14 protein-coding genes are annotated in these 19617 nt (G+C 62.9%); 3 read left to right on the forward strand and 11 right to left on the reverse strand.

Annotated elements, in window-relative coordinates; translation table 11 throughout:
- The first annotated feature begins 17 nt into the window (after positions 1-17).
- Complete coding sequence (locus ACEXP3_RS02615) at positions 18-1100, forward strand: glycosyltransferase family 4 protein (RefSeq protein WP_377295848.1); 1083 nt, start codon at positions 18-20, stop codon at positions 1098-1100.
- On the opposite strand, the gene ACEXP3_RS02620 is transcribed toward ACEXP3_RS02615, so the two are convergent.
- From ACEXP3_RS02620 to ACEXP3_RS02660, 9 genes are all read right to left on the reverse strand, one after another.
- Positions 1055-2620, reverse strand: coding sequence for a GMC oxidoreductase (locus ACEXP3_RS02620; protein WP_377295849.1), 1566 nt, complete (start codon positions 2618-2620; stop codon positions 1055-1057). The genes ACEXP3_RS02615 and ACEXP3_RS02620 overlap by 46 nt on opposite strands.
- Positions 2610-3416: an aldo/keto reductase gene (locus tag ACEXP3_RS02625; protein WP_377296068.1), complete on the reverse strand. Its 807-nt coding sequence runs from the start codon at positions 3414-3416 to the stop codon at positions 2610-2612. Before ACEXP3_RS02625 ends, ACEXP3_RS02620 begins: the two co-directional genes overlap by 11 nt.
- Before the next feature lie 205 nt (positions 3417-3621).
- Entirely contained in the window at positions 3622-6300 is a 2679-nt protein-coding gene (ppdK, locus tag ACEXP3_RS02630) for a pyruvate, phosphate dikinase (RefSeq protein WP_377295850.1), read from the reverse strand.
- An 834-nt stretch (positions 6301-7134) separates the two neighbouring features.
- Complete coding sequence (locus ACEXP3_RS02635; RefSeq protein ID WP_377295851.1) at positions 7135-7599, reverse strand: Ivy family c-type lysozyme inhibitor; 465 nt, start codon at positions 7597-7599, stop codon at positions 7135-7137.
- A gap of 39 nt (positions 7600-7638) precedes the next feature.
- Positions 7639-11100, reverse strand: a complete 3462-nt coding sequence (locus ACEXP3_RS02640; protein ID WP_377295852.1) for a chromosome segregation SMC family protein — start codon at positions 11098-11100, stop codon at positions 7639-7641.
- A 195-nt stretch (positions 11101-11295) separates the two neighbouring features.
- Positions 11296-12000 (reverse strand): DsbA family protein, encoded by a 705-nt coding sequence (locus ACEXP3_RS02645; protein WP_210103251.1) that lies wholly within the window; start codon positions 11998-12000, stop codon positions 11296-11298.
- Positions 12001-12203: 203 nt separating this feature from the next.
- The gene (locus tag ACEXP3_RS02650) at positions 12204-12701 is read right to left on the reverse strand and encodes a DUF721 domain-containing protein (RefSeq protein WP_210103252.1); all 498 of its coding nucleotides are present in this window, start codon (positions 12699-12701) and stop codon (positions 12204-12206) included.
- Positions 12698-13942, reverse strand: coding sequence for an O-antigen ligase family protein (locus ACEXP3_RS02655; protein ID WP_377295853.1), 1245 nt, complete (start codon positions 13940-13942; stop codon positions 12698-12700). The genes ACEXP3_RS02650 and ACEXP3_RS02655 overlap by 4 nt, the downstream gene beginning before the upstream one ends.
- A 126-nt stretch (positions 13943-14068) precedes the next feature.
- Complete coding sequence (locus ACEXP3_RS02660; protein ID WP_377295854.1) at positions 14069-14821, reverse strand: glycosyltransferase family 25 protein; 753 nt, start codon at positions 14819-14821, stop codon at positions 14069-14071.
- A 71-nt stretch (positions 14822-14892) separates the two neighbouring features.
- On the opposite strand from ACEXP3_RS02660, the gene mutY reads away from it, so the two are divergent.
- Positions 14893-15978, forward strand: coding sequence for an A/G-specific adenine glycosylase (gene mutY / locus ACEXP3_RS02665; protein ID WP_377295855.1), 1086 nt, complete (start codon positions 14893-14895; stop codon positions 15976-15978).
- A gap of 53 nt (positions 15979-16031) precedes the next feature.
- Positions 16032-16646: an HAD family hydrolase gene (locus tag ACEXP3_RS02670; RefSeq protein WP_377295856.1), complete on the forward strand. Its 615-nt coding sequence runs from the start codon at positions 16032-16034 to the stop codon at positions 16644-16646.
- Positions 16647-16657: 11 nt separating this feature from the next.
- Here the strand turns inward: ACEXP3_RS02670 and ACEXP3_RS02675 are convergent, their stop codons facing one another.
- Together ACEXP3_RS02675 and ACEXP3_RS02680 are read right to left on the reverse strand one after the other, a co-directional pair.
- On the reverse strand, positions 16658-17749 hold the full coding sequence (locus ACEXP3_RS02675) for an acyltransferase family protein (RefSeq protein ID WP_377295857.1): 1092 nt from the start codon (positions 17747-17749) through the stop codon (positions 16658-16660).
- A gap of 664 nt (positions 17750-18413) precedes the next feature.
- Positions 18414-19544: a site-specific DNA-methyltransferase gene (locus ACEXP3_RS02680; RefSeq protein WP_377295858.1), complete on the reverse strand. Its 1131-nt coding sequence runs from the start codon at positions 19542-19544 to the stop codon at positions 18414-18416.
- Between the last annotated feature and the right edge of the window lie 73 nt (positions 19545-19617).

Consider the following 19617-nt stretch of genomic DNA (forward strand, 5'->3'; position numbering starts at 1 on the left):
TTACCCGGAGTTTCCGTTTGTCTTCTTCCGCGCCTGTCCCGGTCGCCTTTCTCGCCAGTGCCGATTATGCCCCGTTGACGGGCGGCTATGTCTACAATGCCAGGCTCATCGAGGCGCTGACAGGCCAGCACGGTGCGCCGGTGCCGATCACGCTCGACACGGGCTTTCCGACCGTCCCGCTCCAAGAACGCGCAAGCCTTGCCGAATGCTTGAGCGCGCTGCCGCAAAACACCGTCATCCTGACCGACCATCTCTATCTGGTGGATCTCCAGGAGGTATTTCAGGCCATACAGAATCCGGTGGTGGCGATCTTTCACCATTCGCTGGTCGAGGAACAGGGCGGGCCGGCGCAGACCGATCCGGCGCTGCGTGAGCGTGAAGCACAGGCGGTCTCTCGCGCCAGCCGGATCCTTGTGACCTCGCCGCAGACGGCGTACTACCTTCAGCAGCATTACGGCGTGGCCGAACACCGCATCCGCGTCGCCGTTCCGGGAAATCGCCCGGCAGTCCGGGGCACGGCGGGCAAGGACCGCTCTCATGGCATGGCCGGGCCGCGCCATCTCCTCTCGGTCGGGGCGGTGATTGCCCGCAAGCGCTACGACTATTGCCTGGATGTGGCAGCTTTTTTGCCGAAGACCGGCTGGCGCTGGACGATCGTCGGCGATCCGGCCCGCGATCCGGCGCTTCTGCGAGCCCTTCAGGAGAACGCGCTGGCGCTTGGCCTTCACGATCGCCTCGTCTTTTCCGGTGATCTAAGCCACGAGGCGCTCGAAACGGTGTGGCAAGAGACCGATCTTTATATCGCCGCCTCCCGTTTCGAGGGCTATGGCATGGCGATTGCCGAAGCCTTTCGCCATGGCGTGCCCGTGATCACCACCGCATCCGGCGCCGTCGCCACCTGGGCTTCCGGCGGCATCATCGAAGCGCCGGACGACGATGCAAAAGCCATGGCCGGAAAGATCGCGGCCCTTCTCGAAAACCCGGGACGGCTCCAGGACCAGGCGGACCGAGCGTGGACCTTCGGCACAACGCTACCGACCTGGGAGGAGACGTTTCAAGGCATCGCGGACTGGGTGGCGGGGGACGAAACATCATGCTGAGCAACGCAGCGCATAGCCAGAAGCAACAGCATCATTGTTGGATTAGCTCCGCCGCCTGTTGGGAGCACCGATGTCGCCAAAAGCTGGACCTGAGGCGCACCAAACATGCGCAGATCCTGGTCAACTACCCCCGACTGGCGGTCTTCCCCCATGCGGGTTGAACCGGTTGGATGGAAGATGCCGCCCGAATGCGTCAACTTCTGGCCGATTTCGCTTTTTGGATAGCCATTCCATGTCCCAAACCGAGTGAAGCCGGCGGTATTCCAGGTCTTCTCGAAAGCGTCGCTGACATCCTGAAGTTTTTGAATGTCCGCTTCGCTGATCTGCCATCTGATTTCCGCCAGAGGCACTCCATAATCGTCAACCCGGTCACCACTGAGCGCGATGAAATTGTTCGCCTCAGGCGTTTGCTCGATGACGACATGTGTCACCAGACGAGAGGCATCCGGATACAGCAGTCGCTTATGCACGAACCGCCACCACATTGCGCGGATAAGCCAAGGCAGTCCCTTGGCAAGGTCAACAATTACGTGGGGTGGCGGAAACCGCCGCTGTTGCAACCAGCGGAAAACTTCCCTAAGGGCATCAAACCCTCCGGGCTTGTCAACTTCGAAGCCCACATGGACGAAGCTTGGAGGCAGGTCCGACCGTAATTCTGCCTGATTGGAGAACTCGAACCTGATATTACGCATAGCGCCGCCAGGTTCGAACCGAAACCCCACAACCTTGTTCAAAGCCGTCGCGTCGGCAGGACGTATTTCGGCTACTCCGATAGAAATATGATCGGTAAAATAATGTCCGATCAAGGGGCTCAAGGCACCGGAGATTGGGGTATTCTGCTCACGAATGAGAAGCGCAAGGCGAGTGGTCTCAATGGCGCCTGCAGCAATGATAAGGCGCGGAGCTGATGCTTTGAGCAGATCGCCGGATGCTGTCTCTGCAACAACATCCACCGATGCGCCGGATGCTTCGCAATGAATGCCCGTTACTGTTGCGTTAAGCCAGACCTGCAGATTTTGCAGGCTCTGCGCTTTGTCTCCTACCACATTGACGACGTTGCGCTTCTTGAACGACGGCCATTTTGCAAGTCGCGCAACGTAATTGGGGGCAAGTTCCAACGGAAAGGCCTCATCCACATAGGGACCGCCGGTGAGCCCGAACATTTGCTCGACCTTGGGAACATACGGAAGGAGATCATCAAGGCTCACCGGCCAGCCCGCGTTGGCAAGATCCGCGTGCTGGAAGGGGATCAGGGCGCCACCCCAGCGACTAGAAGTTCCACCCAGGCACCGGAATCTGCCCTTCTGTGCACCCTCATAAGGCTGAGCCAGATGCACCACGTCATTTAACGGATGCGTTTCCTGATCCTGGCTTTGCCCGCCCGATTCGATACAAATGACCCGGCGGCCTGTGACGGACGCAAGTTCCGTACAAAATGGGAGGCCCACGGTGCCCGCACCGATGACGATAAAGTCAGCGGTCTCCTCCAACAGTCCTTTGCCTGTGAGATCATCGATCACGCTCGACCTCCGTCAGAAGGGCAGCATATTGGCCAAGGCGCGAGATCTTCGTCGAACTGACAATCACAGCTCCTTCGCTGTTGCGCTGAAGCGCCTGCCTCAGTACCTGCGGCACAGAGGTAGCCGTTCCCGCGTGGAGAGCAGCGGACACATAGCCGTAAGTGATCTGAAAGGGCCGTCCATTCAGAGGCAGGATATCTGCCTCCTTTTTATCAAGACTGTCGGCAACCTGGACAAACGGTCCAACATCCAGCCCTTTACCAAGAATACCTTCCAGTCTATCGGCCGTGAGAGCCGCCCCGAAAGTCCGCACCTTTCCCTCAACGACGCAGGCCTCCATCCAGTTGCGCCATTCGTCAAACTGAACAAGCGACGCCTCCGGTTCGTGAAGTGTGTAGATGTCGATGCAGTCTCGCCCTAGGCGTCGAAGACTACCCTCCAAAGTACTCTTGGCTCGGGCAATCGAGAAATCAATTTCCGGGCGCGAAATTGATTTCACCAGACGTCCCGCCGCCTTCCTCAGAAAAACGCCGGGGTGACTCTGGGCCTCACCTCCCGGAGAATATATTCCAACCTTTGTTGTTACAGTGACGTGGGGGTTGGCCTTCAATACCGGCGCCAGATCTCTCTCGGCAAATCCAAAGCCGTAGTAGGGTGCAGTGTCGAAATGCGAAAAGCCAGCATCAACCACAGCACTGAGCAGATTGAGACGCTCTTGGGCCCGCCCAACGTTGAATAAACTTGCGGTGCCGAAAACAAAACGGGAGACACTCACACTCGTGTTCTTCAAAATCACCGTTCGCAAATCAAAAGCTCTCTATTATATCGAAATTTAGACCACAATTACCATACCATCGCGGAGGCGTCGAGCCTGTTTGGCAGCGTGATACCGTCCGCAGCGGGATTGAATTTTTGGATGCCCCGGTGGTTCCCATTACAACAAGGATCTTGTCCTTGTGATAGAACTATCCGAAAACAACGACGGCCAGCAACGAAGAGCGTTATTCCCGCCCCTTGCGCCGCTCCTCGATTGCCGCCTGGGCTGCTGCTAGCCGTGCGATCGGCACACGGAACGGCGAGCAGGAGACGTAGTCGAGGCCCACCTCTTCGCAGAAGCGGATGGAGGCCGGATCGCCGCCGTGTTCGCCGCAGATGCCGAGCTTCAGGTCCGGTCGCGTCTTGCGGCCGCGTTCGGCGGCAAGGCGGATGAGTTCGCCGACACCGTCGAAATCCAGCGAGATGAACGGATCATGCACGATGATGCCCTTGCGCTGGTAGGTGGGGATGAAGCTTGCCGCATCGTCACGCGAAATGCCGAAGGTCGTCTGGGTCAGGTCATTGGTGCCGAAGGAGAAGAATTCGGCGGTTTCGGCAATCACATGGGCGCGAAGGGCGGCCCGCGGCAGCTCGATCATCGTGCCGGCGAGATAGCCAATCGCCATGCCGGTTTCCTTCGATACATCGGCAGCCACCGTGTCGATGCAGGCCTTGACGTAATCGAGCTCCGTGCGAAGGCCGACCAGCGGCACCATGATTTCGAGCGCGACGGCAGCGCCGGTGGCCTTGGCTGCAGCGGCGGAGGCCTCGAAGATGGCGCGCGCCTGCATTTCGACGATTTCCGGATAGGAAATCGCCAGCCGGCAGCCGCGATGGCCCAGCATCGGGTTGAACTCGTGCAGCGCCTCCACCCGGCGCGACAGAAGCGCCGGCTCCATGTCCATGGCGGCGGCCACTTCCTCGATCTCCTGCGCCGTCTTCGGCAGGAATTCATGGAGCGGCGGATCAAGCAGGCGGATCGTTACCGGAAGGCCCGACATGATGGTGAAAAGCTCGGTGAAATCCGAGCGCTGCATGGGCAGAAGCTTCTTCAGAGCCGCCCGGCGGCCGGCCTCGTCTTCGGCCAGGATCATCTCGCGCATCACATGGATGCGGCCGCCCTCGAAGAACATGTGCTCGGTGCGGCAGAGCCCGATACCTTCGGCGCCAAAAGAGCGGGCGGCGCGCGCATCCGTCGGTGTGTCGGCATTGGTGCGCACCGTCATGCGGCGCCCCTTGTCCGCCCAGGCCATCAGGCGGCCGAAATCGCCCGACAGAGCGGGCTGGATCATCGGCACCTCACCCTTCATCAGATGGCCGGACGAGCCATCGACGGTGACGATATCGCCGCGCTTCAGCGTGAAGCCCGGGCCGATCAGCAGCTCGTTGCGCAGGTCGACACGCAGACCACCGGCTCCGACGACGCACGGAATGCCCATGCCGCGCGCCACCACCGCCGCATGGCTGGTCATACCGCCGCGCGTGGTGAAGATGGCTTCGGCCACATGCATGCCATGAATGTCTTCCGGGCTGGTTTCGATGCGCACCAGCACCACCTTGCGCCCCTCGGCTTCGGCTTCCACCGCAGCCTCCGAGGTAAAGACGATTTCGCCCGACGCCGCGCCCGGCGAGGCCGGCAGGCCCGATCCGATCACCACCCGCTCCACGCGCGGATCGATGGTCGGATGCAGCAGCTGGTCAAGTGAGGGCGGGTCGATGCGGCAGATGGCGTCTTCTTCCGAAATCAGCCCCTCATCCACCATGTCGACCGCCACCTTCATGGCGGCCTTCGTGGTGCGCTTGGCCGCGCGCGTCTGCAGCATCCACAGCGTGCCGCGCTCGACGGTGAATTCCACGTCCTGCATATCGCCGTAATGGCGCTCGAGCCGGGCGCAGATCGCCTTGAACTGCGAAAACACCTCCGGCATCAGCTTTTCCATCGAGGGCTTTTCCGAGCCGGAGGCGATGCGCCCCTCCTCCGTCAGCGATTGCGGCGTGCGGATGCCGGCCACCACATCCTCACCCTGGGCATTGGTGAGGAACTCGCCGTAGAGGGTCTTTTCGCCCGTCGAGGGATTGCGGGTGAAGGCAACGCCGGTGGCGGACGATGAGCCGAGATTGCCGAACACCATGGTCTGCACGGTGACGGCCGTTCCCCACTCGTGCGGGATCTTGTGGAGCGTGCGATAGGTCACGGCGCGGGCATTGTTCCAGCTGGAAAACACCGCGGCAATCGCCCGCCACAGCTGCACATGCGGATCCTGCGGAAAGGCTTCGCCCAGTTCCTCGACGATCACCTGCTTGTAGAGCGAGACCACATGCTGCCATTCGACGGCCGACAGATCGGTGTCGTAGTCATGGCCGAGCCGCGCCTTCTCGTCCTCGAGAATTTCCTCGAACACGTCGTGATCGAGCCCCATGACCACATCGCCATACATCTGGATGAAGCGGCGGTAGCTGTCCCAGGCAAAGCGCGCATCGCCGGCATCGTGGCCAAGCGCCTGCACCGTCTGGTCGTTGAGGCCAAGGTTCAGCACCGTGTCCATCATGCCAGGCATGGAGGCGCGCCCGCCGGAGCGCACGGAGAGAAGCAGCGGATGCGACGCCCCGCCAAAAGTGCGTCCGGTCAGCGCCTCCATCTCGGCAAGCCCTTCCAGCACCTGCGCTTTCAGCGTGTCGGGAAGGATGCGGCCGCTTGAAAAGTAATGCAGGCAGGCGTCGGTGACGATCGTCAGCCCCGGCGGCACCGGCAGGCCGAGTGCTGCCATCTCGGCCAGATGCGCGCCCTTGCCCCCCAGCAAGGCGTTATCACTGGCCCGTCCGTCCGCCTTGCCTCCGCCGAAACGATAGACCCATTTGCTCATGTCGCTCCTCCAGCCGAGCATGGACTGCTTCTTGTTTTACCAAGCATTTACAGGATCGCACGGCACTTGGAAACCGGCATCATGCTGCATCGCAGCAGAAACGCCTCTCCGACGTGTTTCCGCCCCCCCCCGCAGACATCGTGCACGACGGCAAGACCAGTGTTCTGGAAAAAGCGCAGCCGGCCCACTCGCCATGGGGAATCGCCCGCTATCGAGACAGGACAGGGCGCGCGGCCGATGCGGTGATGTGGCGAAGACAGGTGGCGGTGTTTTTTTAGAGCGCGGCGCGCAGACCCGCGGCTTGTCTGGCTTGAGATGGAGCCGCTCAAAATGTCCTGAAGCCGCCTCAAGCGGCCCTGACAACCGGGCAAAACGAATTCATTACGGGAGAAAGTCAGACTTTGCGGGGCCGCCTGCTCCGGCCCCGCAAAGTCTTCCGGCAGGTACAGGAACCCCGCCGGGGGGTACGTGAAACGTTAAGACAGGGTGTGCCCCTGATGGATTTCATTATAGTGTAATATAGCAAAACATCAAACATTTACATGGATGACGCTTTGGGGCTGCCTAGCCTCAAACAGCGCATGTCGTCTCGCCCGAAGCCGTCAAGGGCGTGCTATAGGCATACAACGTCGACAGAGCTTTGCGCAACGGCAATTTTCCGATTTTCGTGTATATCCAAAAATGGATCCACCTTTGGTTGGTGGCGTGCGGGGTCGGGACACGCGGCTCGCACTGATCGTCCCGCAACGGATCAGCCGGCGCCGGGTCTGACGGCAAAGCGCAGGCCGATTGCCCATGCAGAAGCGGGAGATCGATGCGGCCGCCATGCGGCGGTCAGATGCCCGGCTTTCGCAGCAGGGTGAGCACCGCCGGAGGCGGGCTCCCGAGGAGGATTTCGCCGTCGCGCGCATCGGCAATCAGTGCCATGGCCTGACGTCCATCGGGGGAAAAGACGAGACGCATGCGGCTTTCCGCGCATTGGCGGGGAAGGCAGGCCCCGAACAGCTCGAACGGCTGCCCGTCCACCTCGACGGCCTCCGAGGCGCCAGAAACATAGCGCGTGGTGGCGACCATGTTGCGCACCCAGCTCGGCAATTTCGGCGCCGGGCGCAAAAGCTGACGCAGCGTCGCCTCATGCGCGGGCGAGCTGGCGATGACCTCATGAAGGTAGCGACCGGATTTCACCGCCTGCGTTGAAGCCGCCGTCGGCGCTGGCGCCGAGACCGCAGGGGCCGGGCCGGCCGGCTGCGCGAGGGCAAGGGTCGGCGCCAGCAAGGCAAGGGCCATGGATTTGAACATGCGGCTCCTTCCGGGTTCGGGTGCTGCCAGACGATGCGGTCAGACTGCCTCGCGCAGCAGTTCAGCCGTCTGCAGATCGACCGACACCAGCTGGCTTACCCCCTGTTCGGCCATGGTAACGCCGAACAGGCGGTTCATCCGCGCCATGGTGATCGGGTTATGGGTGATGATGACGAAGCGGGTCTCGGTGGAAGCCGCCATCTCGTCCATCAGGTTGCAGTAGCGTTCCACATTGTGGTCGTCGAGCGGCGCGTCCACTTCGTCCAGCACGCAGATCGGGGCCGGATTGGTGAGGAAGACGGCAAAGATCAGCGCCATCGCCGTCAGCGCCTGCTCGCCGCCGGACAGCAGCGTCATGGTCTGCGGCTTCTTGCCGGGCGGACGCGCCAGAATTTCCAGACCGGCCTCCAGCGGGTCGTCGCTTTCAATGAGCTGCAGTTCGGCCGTGCCGCCGTTGAAGAGATGGGTAAACAGCCGCTGGAACTGCGCGTTCACCACATCGAAGGCGGCAAGCAAGCGTTCGCGCCCCTCGCGGTTCAGGCTCTGGATCGCCGAGCGCAGCTTGCGGATGGCATCGATGATATCGTCGCGTTCCTTGATGAGGGCGGACAGCTTGTCGGAAAGCTCCTTCTGCTCCTCCTCGGCGCGCAGGTTGACGGCGCCCAGCCGCTCGCGCTCGATCTTCAGCCGGTCGACGTCGCGCTCGACGATCGCCGTATCGGGAAGGGCTGCCCCCGGCGCAAGGCCCGCCAGCCGGAAGGCCTCGTGCGGCTCGACGTTCAAGGCCTGACGAATGGCGTTTTCCATGTCGTGGCGACGCTCGGCGGTGGAGACCAGCCGCTCCTCGGCGCGCCCGCGCTTTTCGCGTGCATCGGCAAGCGCCGCAAGCGCGGTCGCGGCAAGCCGGTCTGCCTCGCGCTGGCGGGTTTCGGCCTCGGCCAGCGCATCGCCGGCCGCCCGCCTTGCGGCCTCTGCCTTGTCCAGCTCGTTGATCAGCGCGCGGCGCTTGTCGTCAAATTCCTCCGGCGCCAGATCGAGATCGGCCACCTCCTCGCGGGCCTCCTCCTCGCGTTCGCGAAGGGTGGCGATCTGGTGTTCGGCGCTCGCCGCCCGGCTCGTCCAGCTCTGGCGCTCCTGGGCAATGGCGGAAAGACGGCGGCGACGGCCTTCGATCTCGCGCGCAAAGCCTTCGTGGCGGGCGCGCGCCTCGGCAAGGCTTGCGCGATCGGTTGCCACGGCAAGCTGCTGTTCCGCCAGCCGGCGCTCGACTTCGGAAAGATCCGGGGCGTCTTCCAGCTCGGCGCGGGCCCCCTCTTCCTGCGCCTTCGATTCCTCGACTTGGCTTTCGAACTGCCGCACCGCACTGTCCACCACGTCGCGGCGGCGCATCAGGTCGCCGGCGGCGCGCTCGGCCTGCGCCAAGAGCTCACGGGCATCCGACAGTGTCCGCTGGAGAAGGCGCGACCGCTCGCGCGCTTCGGCGAGCCGATCCTCCTCGACGCGGATGGCAGCGCCGGCGTCCGCCAGCAGGCTTTCGGCCTCCGACAGCACGATCTGCGCCTCGTCCACCTCCGCTTCCAGTTCCGACAGCCGGTTCTTCTGGGCAAGGCGAAGGGCAGACGCACTCGGCGCTTCCGACCCGGTGACATGCCCGTCCCAGCGGTAGACGGCACCGTCCCTAGTGACGAGACGCTGACCGGGTTTCAGAAGCGGCAGAAGGCGCGCCGCATCACCCGCATCGATCACGCCGATCTGGTTGAGGCGGCGGGACAAGGGCTGGGGCGCGATCACATGGCGGGCAAGCGGGGCAACGCCCTCCGGCAGGGCGGGATCACCAGCGCCATCGCCATTGCCGGCCCAATAGGCAGGTGCTTCGGCATCAAGGGGGCTGTCGAGATCATCGCCAAGGGCGGCCCCCAGCGCCGTCTCGAACCCACGATCGACGCGGATCAGTTCCGCGGCCGGCGTAAAGCTTCCGGCGGCGGTGCCGGCGGCCAGCATGCGGCGAATGGTGCGGGCTTCGGTTTCAAGGCCGTTGAGGCTGGCGCGGGCGGCCTCCACCGGACGGCGTGCCTCCATCTCGCTCTGGCGCGCGCGCGCCAGGGACGCATCGACATCCTCGATGGCAAGTGCCGCCTCCTCGACGGCGCTCTCGGCCGCCTCCACCGCCTCGCGGCGTTCCTCCGGATCGGGCAATTGCGAAAGCTTCTCGCCAAGCGCATCGGCCTCCGCCTTCGCCTCGGCAAGCTGGCGGTCGAGCCGCCCGCGCCGGTCGGCGATCTCGCGGATCGTGCGCTCCAGCTGGCTGCGGCCGGCGGCGGCCTCGGCGCGCTCGGCCGTGACGGCGGCAAAAAGACGTTCGCTTTCGGCAAGTCGCGCGGCAGCCTCCGCAAACAGTTCGCGGGTTTCCTCCGCCTCCTCGCCCGATTGCGCCAGAAGCGCGCCGAGTTCCTCTTCCTCGCCATCAAGACGGGCAATCACTTCGGCATTTTCCGCCATCAGCTGCTCTTCGCGGCGGATGTCTTCGGCAAGCTGGGCGAGACGGCGGGCAAGATCGTCGCGGCGGCGCAGGAGGCGGCCGGCTTCTTCTTCCAGCTGGCTGCGCGCGATCTGCAGACGCTGGAGGGCGGCTCCGGCAGCGGCTTCCGCCTCGCGCAGTTCCGGCAGTTTCAGGCTGGCGATGGCTTGCGCCTTGGCCGCCTCCATCTGCTCCTGCGCCCGTTCCGCCACCAGCGAGGTTGCGATGTTGAGCGCGCTCATTGCCTCGTTTTCGGCGTCGCGCGCCAGAACAAAGCGGATATGCAGGAGCATGGCCTCGCGCTCGCGGATATCGGCCGACAGCATCTTGAAGCGGTTGGCCTGCCGCGCCTGGCGCTTCAGGCTCTCGATCTGGCTTTCGAGCTGGGAGGTCACATCCTCCAGCCGCTCCAGATTGGTTTCGGCGGCGCGCAGGCGCAGTTCCGCCTCGTGGCGCCTGGAATGCAGGCCCGAAATGCCGGCCGCCTCTTCCAGCAGCTGGCGGCGCGCCTGCGGCTTTGCCTGGATCAGTTCACCGATACGCCCCTGCCCCACCATGGAGGGGGAGCGGGCACCGGTGGAGGCATCAGCAAACAGCAGTTGCACATCCTTGGCGCGCGCTTCCTTGCCATTGATGCGGTAGAGCGAGCCCTGCTCGCGCTCGATGCGGCGCGACACCTGGATTTCATCACTGTCGTTGAAGCCCGACGGCGCGGTGCGATCGCTATTGTCGAGATAGAGCGCCACTTCCGCCGAATTGCGCGCCGGACGATGGCCGGAGCCGGAAAAGATCACGTCGTCCATGCCGGAGGCGCGCATGTTCTTGTAGGAATTTTCGCCCATCACCCAACGCAGCGCCTCGACCAGGTTCGACTTGCCGCAACCGTTCGGCCCGACAACGCCGGTGAGGCCCGGTTCGATGACGAATTCGGTCGGTTCCACGAAGGACTTGAAGCCGACGACACGCAGCTTGTTGAATTTCATCGGGCACCCCCGATGGCAGGTGTGTGGACGCCGGAAGGACGATGGTTTCCGCTGTGGCTGAGATTTACCCCCCTCTGCCCTGCCGGGCGACCGGGGGTAATCCCACACGCCAACCTGCCCGCAAGCTCCCCCGCCACCCCATAAAAAACGGGCGCACGGCTTTCGCCGGCGCCCGCTGTGATGAAAACGGTCGGATCAGAGAAGGCTGTCGATGAGGGCAGACATGACTTCAACCGACATGTCTCCAGAATAATGTTTGCCATTGATCAGGAAGGTGGGCGTGGAGTTCACCTTGAACTCGTCGGCACCGCGCTTCATCGTGGCGTTCACATCATCGAGAAGCTTCTGGTTCGTCAAGCAGGCTTCGAAGCTCTCCTGTGTAAAACCGGCAAGTTTCGAGTTTTGCAGGAGTGCTGCGCGCACATTGCCGTCGGCCGGCGCTGCCCAGGCGCGCTGCTGCTTGAACAGCATCGAGACCATGGCGAAATAGGTGTTGGCGTCGGACAGCTCCGACGGCTTCTGCGGGTTGCAGCGCGCCAGCATGAAGGCAGCCGTCGCGACCGGATCGAAGGGGAATTCGCGCACGATGAAGCGCACCTTGCCGGTGTCGATATACTTCTGCTTGATCGGCTCGAAGGTGGTGGTGTGGAAATGGGCGCAGTGCGGGCAGGTCATCGACATGTATTCGACGATGGTGACGGGCGCATTGGCCTCACCCAGCGCCATTTCCGGCAGCGGACCGGGCTTCAGCACGGCTGCCATATCCACCGAGCCGGTCGAATCGGGCAGGTCCACCGCAAAAGCCTTGGAAGCCATGCCGACGACCGGCAGGCTTGCGGCGGTTGCGGCCACGCCGCCCATCAGATGGCGCCGGGAAAGAGAAAGGGAGCTGATCGGCATGAAGGACACCTATTGTTCAATGAAATGCTGACATCTGACGAATTCCGTACCGCGCCGCAAAGACGGCGACAAGCACAACCAAGGCCACTCTTCTCAAACAATTGTGACAGAGTGGCGATGGATGCAAGAAACCTGAGGCCTCCTGAAAAGCCCGCCGCCGCTTGCGCGGGGGCGGGAAAGAGCAGTGCGGCGGGTGGCTCCGGTCACCGCTTGCGGGCCGCCGGCTGCAGAACGGCGGTGCCCAACCGGGTGACGGCGCGGCGCAGCGCCTCGTTCTCGATGCCGTCCATCATGTCGGACAGGCGCTTTGCCGCATCGCCCTTCAGCGGTTGCGGCGCGCGGCGATGGCGGGCCGCCACACTCACCGGCTTTTGCACGATGCGTACCTGGCGGATGGCAGGAAAGCCGAAAAAGCCGTTGATGCGCTCGATGAGTTCGCCCTGTGCATGGGAGAGAAACAGCGCACGCGCCCCCTCGCAGGCAATGGTGAGCACGCCGGCCTGATACCCCGCCTCCTCCGCCCCGTCGCGGCGCGGCCAGGCGATCTTTTCAGGCCGCGTGCAATCGGCAAACTCCTCGCCGGCAATCTCGTCCCAGGAGCCGAGAAGGGCCGTCGAAATGCCGGCGCGCCGCGCCAGCACCGGGTCCATCAGGCCATTGGCGATTTCGGCGATCTGCTGGGGTATCGGGCGTCTGCTCATGCGGGATGCTTGCGTTTTTGCGCCTGCGGCGTCAAGAGCCGCAGGCGTTGAACCTGCGCCATGGTCGAGCAACTGAACAGCATGATCGTCGACATGCAGAGCTCGTGATAGAAGGGATCATGCAGCATGCCGAAGGCTGCGACCGTGAAAGCGACATAGAGCACGCCCCGCTTGGTGCTGTCGTCGAGACCGCTTGCGATCACCGCCCGCAGATGTCCGACCAAGATGGCAAGCATGAAGCAGAGGCCCAGCACACCGTTTGCCAGCAATTCCTGCAGCACGACATTATGCGGATGCTTGAACCCGTCCAGCATGGGCGACGCCGGACCGGCCACCGCCTTCATCTCGGTGAACATGTCCATCAGGCCGACACCGGTCAGGAGATGCTGCCGGATGACAGCCACCGCCGACTGCCACATGACAAGCCGGATATCGCCCGATTTCATGTCCGGATCGGGCGCGCCCGCGACATAATACTCGTAGACGTTGACGAAGCGCTCCATCAGCATGGTCTGCACCGGCGGCAGCAGAAGCATAAGAACGATACCGATTGCGGCCGCGACATAGGCGCGGTTGCGCAACCGCGGCCGCCAGTCGAGGCTGCACATCAGGAATTCGACGAGGCACAGCACAGGCATCACAATGAGAACCGCGCGTGTCTGCGTCAGGAATATGGGAAAGCACGCCAGCAGCAGGTACATCAAGCCGTTCGGCAGGAACCGCGGCGGCGCCTTCAGCCGGATGGTTCCGATTGCCGCGGCCAGCGCGATAAGGAAGGCAACAATCGCAGCATTGCCGTGGCCGTCGTAGCGCTCGGCAAGGCTGCCCGCCTGGATGGCGGCAAAAAGAGCAAGAAGAACGGCGCAACAGATGCCGATCCGCGCGCCCAGCACGATATGCCTCAGCGGCCGTTGCACGAGACAAAGCCCCGGCGTGATGAAGGAGAGGGCAAGCAGCAGAAGCATGAAACCGAGCTGCCGGTTCCCGGTCTCGAACTCTCCCCGCCAGGCGATCAATGCAACCGAGAACAGGGCATAGACCGAGATAAGGCCATTCCACGACCACAGGTGGCGCCGCAGCCGGGAGCGGCTGGACAGTACCACGTAAAGACCTGCCCCACCAAACAGGCAGGCAACGACCACAGCAACCGAGACATACAAGGGGAAGGTCGCCGCGGCCGCCGTTACCAGCCAGCCGTCGATGCGCCGGCGATAGAGCAGGATCTGCTTGAAGGTCGGCATCACCGCTCCTCGCACATGTGCGGTGACAAAGGCATCATCGGCAATGCAGTCTCCTTGGGGCACCCCCGCACAAACAGGGGCGCACTTCTGACAAACTAGCGCCAGCTTCGATCATGTCGAGCAATCTCACGCGAAAAACCCCGCCCGCGCCCGCGCCCAGGCCTCGCCGGTGCGAAACAGATGCGTCGGCATCTTCTGCCATCCGCGGAGCTTGTGCTGGCGATAATCGACCCGGTGGGCAATCATCGTATCCTGGCGCATGCTGCCGAACGACAGAAGATTGTCCTTGGCCGAAAGCACCGGCACCTGATGGCTCCAGACCCGCTCCAGCGCCATGTCGAACGGCAGCGACATCGGCAACAGGCGGGCAAGAAGCCTTTGCGCCGCGCCGCGGGTGACCAGATAGCAGGCGGCAGAGCCCTGCGGGCCGAACAGGCAGCGCCCGACAGGATCGCCCAGCGCGCTTACCGCAGTCTCGCGAAAGGCAACGATCCGGTGGTTGACCAGCTTGACCACCGCATCCCCGGGCACGACATCGCGGATGGCCGCGGCCCGCTGCATGAGATCCTGCGACAGCGCCACATCATCCTCGATGATGATGGCAGCCTCCTGCCCGCTCTCGACCAGATGCGCCAGCGCGTTGAGGTGGCTGCGATAGCAGCCGTATTCGCCGGGCATCATCGGACGTCCATTGCGGCGGCGGAAGAGATCGAGGTCGACATCCTGCCATGCCTCCTGCGGCACCGCTGCGCCATCGACACCGGCAACGGCCACAAGGCGGATACCGAGTTCCTGAGCCTGGCTCTCGATCAACCGGCGTCTCGCTGCCGCCCGCTCGATGTTGATGAGGAGGACCGGCAATTGTGTCTCTGTCGCCATTGGCTTCAACGTCACCGCGCTTTATCTCTGGGGCTCGATCAACCGATCGCTCGAACCCTATATCGGATTCCATGCCCGTTTCACCTTACCCAAGCCTCACAGCCGCGCTGCTTGCCTGGTACGACCGCCACCACCGCGACCTGCCCTGGCGCGTCTCGCCGCTCCGGCAGGCACGTGGCGAGCGAGCCGACCCCTACCACATCTGGCTATCGGAAGTGATGCTCCAACAGACAACGGTGCAGGCGGTCAAGCCTTATTTTCTGAAATTCCTGTCGCTGTGGCCAACCGTCAAGGATCTGGCGGCCGCCCCGGTGGAGGACGTGATGGCCGCCTGGGCGGGGCTTGGCTATTATGCGCGGGCGCGAAACCTGAAGAAGTGCGCCGAAGCAGTGGCTGCCGGGCATGCCGGCATCTTTCCCGATACGGAAGAGGGTCTGCGGGCGCTGCCGGGCATCGGCGATTATACCTCCGCCGCCGTTGCCGCCATTGCGTTCGATCGACCCGCTGCCGTGATGGACGGCAATGTGGAGCGCGTGATCTCAAGGCTTTACGCGATTTCCGATCCCCTGCCCGGCTCAAAGCCTGCCATGAAGGCAAAGGTGCGCACCCTGACGCCCGAGGAGCGGCCCGGCGATTTTGCGCAAGCCATGATGGATCTCGGCGCCACCATCTGCACGCCCAAACGCCCGGCCTGCGCGCTCTGTCCCTTCAACGGCGACTGCCTGGCGCTGAAGGAGCACGATCCGGAGCGCTTTCCGGTGAAGGCGGCGAAGAAGGAAAAGCCGGTGCGGCAGGGGGCGGCCTTCGTGGCGGTGTCGCAAGAGGGCAGGATACTCCTGCGCCGGCGCATCGACAGCGGCCTGCTGGGCGGCATGACGGAAGTGCCGACGACCGCCTGGACCGCACGGGCCGACGGCGGATCCACGCCCGACCATGCGCCCTTCGATGCCGACTGGCAGATGGCCGGCGTCGTCACGCATGTGTTTACCCATTTCGAGCTGCGCCTGACGGTGTTTCGCACGCGCACCGAAACGGAGATCGCCACGGACGGATGGTGGCACGCGGTAACCGATCTCGACAGCCAGGCCTTGCCGACCGTGATGAAAAAGGCGATCACACAGGCCATTCCGCTTGCTTTCGCACGGGACGGCGGCTGATCCCGTCCGCCGCCACTTCCCGCAGAGATGTTTTTTGATCCAAGGAGTTTTTGATGCCCAGGTCCATCGAGCACATCGTTTTCGACATCGGCAAGGTGCTGATCCATTACGATCCGAACATTCCCTTCAGACGGATCATTCCGGATGCCGAGGAGCGGCGCTGGTTCTTTGAAAACGTCTGCACCCACGAGTGGAACCTGGAACAGGACCGGGGCCGCGAATGGGCGGTGGCCGAAGCCGAACTGATCCAGAAATTTCCCGAACGCGCCGAGCATATCCGCGCCTTTCGAAAGCACTGGCCGGAAATGGTGTCGCACGCCTATGACGGCAGCGTCGCCATCCTGGAAAAACTGATCGCCGACGGCCGTGACGTCACGATGCTCACCAATTTCGCCGCCGACACCTTTGTCGAAGCCAGACACATCTTTCCGTTTCTCAACGCGCCGCGCGGCGTCACCGTCTCGGGCGAAATCTTCCTGATCAAGCCGGATGTGGAAATCTACCACATGCACGCCAACAATTTCGGCCTCGATCCGGCCCACACGCTGTTCATCGACGATGCACCGGCCAATGTCGAAGGCGCAAAGGCCGCCGGCTGGCAGGCGGTGCATTTCTCCGGCGCCGAGAAGCTGCGCGCGGATCTGGCCGGGTTTGGGATCTCGGTGTGAGGCACCCGGATCTACGCCGCGCTTCGGGCGGGCGGAGCCAGGATTTTTCCGGTCAGCCTGTTGAGCAACGGGACCCACCACGCTTCCAGGTAGATAAGCGGCAGCATGGCCAGAGCGCTGCCGACCACCGTGGCAACGGCCGCAAGCGGAACGCCGCCGATCAGAAAGGCGTAGCTCGACAGGCTGAGGATGACCAGCGTGTGCACGAGGTAGAGGGGGAAGGAGATCTTCCCCAGACCGCGCCCCACCGGACCGGCAAACCGGCTTGCCATGGTGGGCATGACGACGAAGCCGCAAATCAGGACCAGCGACACGATGATCTGGATCGGCGTGTCGCTGACACTCATGCCGACGGCGGCGATGAGGAGCAGGGTTTTCGGGTATTCCCGCCGCGGCTTCGTCAGGTGGGGCCACCGTGCAAGGACATAGGCCAGGATGGCACCGGCCAGAAACGGAAGCAGAAAACTGGCAAACAGGGCCGAACAGACGGCGCAGAGGACAAGCACCAGCAAGGCCGTGTGGCGGGACGATAGAAACCCGACCGTCGCTGCGGCAAAGACTGCGAGGGACCCGAGATATTCGGGCCGCATCGTCCACAAATTGCTGTTGAAATAGAAGTTGTTCGGCAAGAGGAACACCAGGAACATCTGCCTGACCGCATCAAGCGCTTCCACCGGATGTCCGGCCGGAAGGTTGGCGTAGGCGAAGGCCGCAAGCCACTCCGATCCAGTGATCGCTGCCGCTTCGCGATGAAAGACCAGACCCTTGTCCAACAGCAAAAAGCCGCACAGGATCGTGACCGCTGCCGGCAGGAACAGACGGGGAAACCGCTTGAGCGATGCGCCCAGGAGATAAGTGCGGCTCGGTGCCTGGAAGAATTTGTAGACCAGCACAAAGCCGGAAAGGACGAAGAAGAAATTGACCGCGGCACCGCCATTGATGACAAAATAAAGCGGCGATCCCCTCAGACCATCCGGAAATTTCTGCCGCGCGATGGGCAGGAATGCCAGGCAAAAGTGGTGGAAGACCACGATGATGGAGGCAAGACCGCGCAGCGCCTCCAGATACAGCATTTTGCCATTGCTTGCTTTTACGCTCGTCATGTCATGTTTCTAAATTGATGAACTATAACCGTTTCCGTCCTCAACGAGGCTAGCACAGGCGCCTTTTCGCAAACAGGCCTGCGACGACTATCCTCCAAGATCTGTGGGCGCAGACGACAAGACGCAGGTATTTTGCAAGCTTCACGGGCGTCCGGCACCGAAAATTCAGCGTGCGGATATGGCGGTGTTGCCCGCTTCAGATGTCAGGCAACAAAAACGCCCGCCACAGTGTCGTGCGCGGGCGTCCTGCCATCCGGGACTGGAGCCGGATGAAAATATCATCGTCGGAGGCGGTGGATCAGGTCTTCGGCGATGAGACGGAACCAGACAATACCCCGGATGTGGCAAAGGCGAGGCAGCGAATCAGGTTTTTGAGACTTCACGTGGGTGCAGCAACAGGCGCTCTGCCTGTTCGCTGCTCTCTGTCCTGCCGGACATCTCCCCCAACACGGGGGGAGATTGGATGGGGCAACCGGTGGCATTGTTTTGCCTAAACGGCATCACCAGGATGCGAACAGGCGAAGGCGCACCTCGGCAAGACGGCAACCGGAAGACCGGCCGTTCTGCTGATCTCCCCCCATGTGGGGGAGATGCCTGGCAAGGCAGAGGGGGGTAAACCCAGAACGCCAAGGGTCAACTCGGAGGCCCGCACCCCCAAAAAAACTCAGCCGAGCTTGCCCATGCCGGCACGCACCACGGCGCGAAGATCATCGATCGGCTTCAGCACGCCCTGATCCTCGAAATGCCAGAAGGTCCAGCCGTTGCAGGTATCAAAGCCCTGCACCTTGGCGCCGACACGGTGGATGGAGCCGGCCTCTCCGCCGGCGACCAGCGTGCCGTCTGCCCGCACGATGGCGCTGACGCGGCGTTTGGCATCCGTCAGCACCTGGCCGGGCTTGATCATGCCGCTTTCCACCAGCGTGTTGAAGGCAACCCGCACTTCCGCCTTCTTGCCGGAGAGCACCGTGAGTTCGACCTTGCCAAGCGGCTCGACGGCGGCAATGCGCTCGGCGGCTGCATCGATATAATCCTGCTCGCGCTCGATGCCGACGAAATTGCGCCCGAGACGCTTTGCAACGGCGCCCGTGGTGCCCGATCCGAAGAAGGGATCGAGAATGATATCGCCGGGCTTGGTGGAAGCCATGATGATGCGCGCGAGAAGCGCTTCCGGCTTCTGCGTCGGGTGCACCTTCTTGCCGTCATCGCCTTTTAGCCGCTCATGGCCGCTGCAGATGGGAAACAGCCAGTCGGAGCGCATCTGCACGTCGTCATTGGAGGCCTTCAGCGCATCGTAGTTGAAGGTATAGGCCTTGGCCTTGGCATCGCGGCTCGCCCAGATCAGCGTTTCATGCGCGTTCTGGAAGCGGCGGCCCTTGAAATTCGGCATGGGGTTGGTCTTGCGCCACACCACGTCGTTCAACAGCCAGAAGCGCAGGTCCTGCAGCATGGAGCCGACGCGGAAGATGTTGTGGTAGGAGCCGATCACCCAGATCGTGCCGTTCGGCTTCAGCACGCGCCGGCAGGCGAGCAGCCAGGCGCGGGTAAAGGCATCATAGGCCTGGAAACTTTCGAACTGATCCCACTCGTCATCGACCGCATCGACCAGCGACTGGTCGGGCCGGTGCAGCATGCCGCCGAGCTGGAGATTGTAGGGTGGGTCGGCAAAGATCACGTCGACGGACTGATCGGGAAGCGCATCCAGGGCGGCCACGCAATCGCCCTTGATGATGGAGTTGAGCCAGGCGTCGGGACGCACTTCGGCCTTCAGGTCTACAAGCGGGAGAACGGCTGCCATCTGATACTCGCTGTACGCTTACTCGGATACGTTTACTGACTGTTATGGTTACCTAGTTTGGTTACCAAACCCT

It is taken from the genome of Neorhizobium fuzhouense, assembly GCF_042611105.1.
Classification (GTDB): Bacteria; Pseudomonadota; Alphaproteobacteria; order Rhizobiales; family Rhizobiaceae; genus Neorhizobium; species Neorhizobium galegae_A.